A 1,094-nucleotide genomic window follows, 5' to 3' on the forward strand; every position below is an offset into this window, starting at 1 on the left:
ACTAAGCACTGGGAATTATAGATAAACTGGGCTTAACTGCAACTCAAATGCGATGATTTTGCTAATTTGATACAAAATTCAAACATTGTTGTAATCTTTATTACGATTTAACATATACCTTGTTATGTCATCGCTATTTTATTTCTTGGCACCACTTGCCTTATTTACTTTATTTACCTTATTCACATTATTTAGAGTATGTGCTTTCTAATTCCCATGAGCAAACTAAGGAGACCATCATATATGTTTAAATTATTTACACGCAGTGGGCAAATATTTTTTCACAACTGGCGTATGTTAAAGCAGGTACTTAAAACGTATTTTATTGCTTATTTTCTGCTTTTAATCTTAAGTTTTTGTGCGATTGCCTATTATACAGCAAATAAATATGAAGTTGCTTCATGGAAAGCCTATTACATCGCCAAAATGACGGTACGATGGACAGATAATCCGCTTCAAGTCATTGGCATGAATGACTATGGACATGCTGTGATTAAATCCTTTACTCGCCGTCATATTTTAACCAACCTATACTTCAAAAAACAAAGTGATACCGTAAATCATAAGCTATATTGGGCATTTATGATGCCATTTTATGGGTTGACCGCTTTATTTTTAGGGTTTGCTTTTGTTCTTACTAAAAGAACCAAAGCAAAGTACAGTGGTGAAACACTGGTACGAGGTGCGCGTGTTGAATCCGCCAAAGTGGTCAATAAAATACTCAAAGCAGAAAATAGATTATCTCCTTTAAAAATTGGTCAACAACATTTGGTCTCTGAATCAGAAGTTAAACACATTGTATTGCATGGTACAACAGGCACAGGGAAAACGGTGATTGTTAAAGACTTATTACATCAGATTCGCCCACGTCATCATCGTGCGGTGATTTTGGATGATGGTGGCGCCTACACACAAGCGTTTTATGATGAATCAAGAGGAGATGTTATATTAAACCCTTTTGACACACGCTGTCCTAACTGGAATGCGTGGGATGAGTGTGTTGAAACGATTGATTATGATAACTTTGCTGCTGCTTTAATTCCTGATGAAGCCGATAAGGATAAGTTCTGGGTGCAGTCTGCCAGAAACTTATT

General features: G+C 36.2%; 1 protein-coding gene. It reads left to right on the forward strand.

The genetic code is table 11. From position 1 onward, the window contains the following. Window positions 1-243: 243 nt before the first annotated feature. The coding region (locus DNJ75_RS14895) for a type IV secretion system DNA-binding domain-containing protein (RefSeq protein ID WP_170137246.1) at window positions 244-1,094 on the forward strand (851 nt) is incomplete at its 3' end.

The organism is Cysteiniphilum litorale (assembly GCF_003428165.1).
Lineage (GTDB): Bacteria > Pseudomonadota > Gammaproteobacteria > Francisellales > Francisellaceae > Caedibacter > Caedibacter litoralis.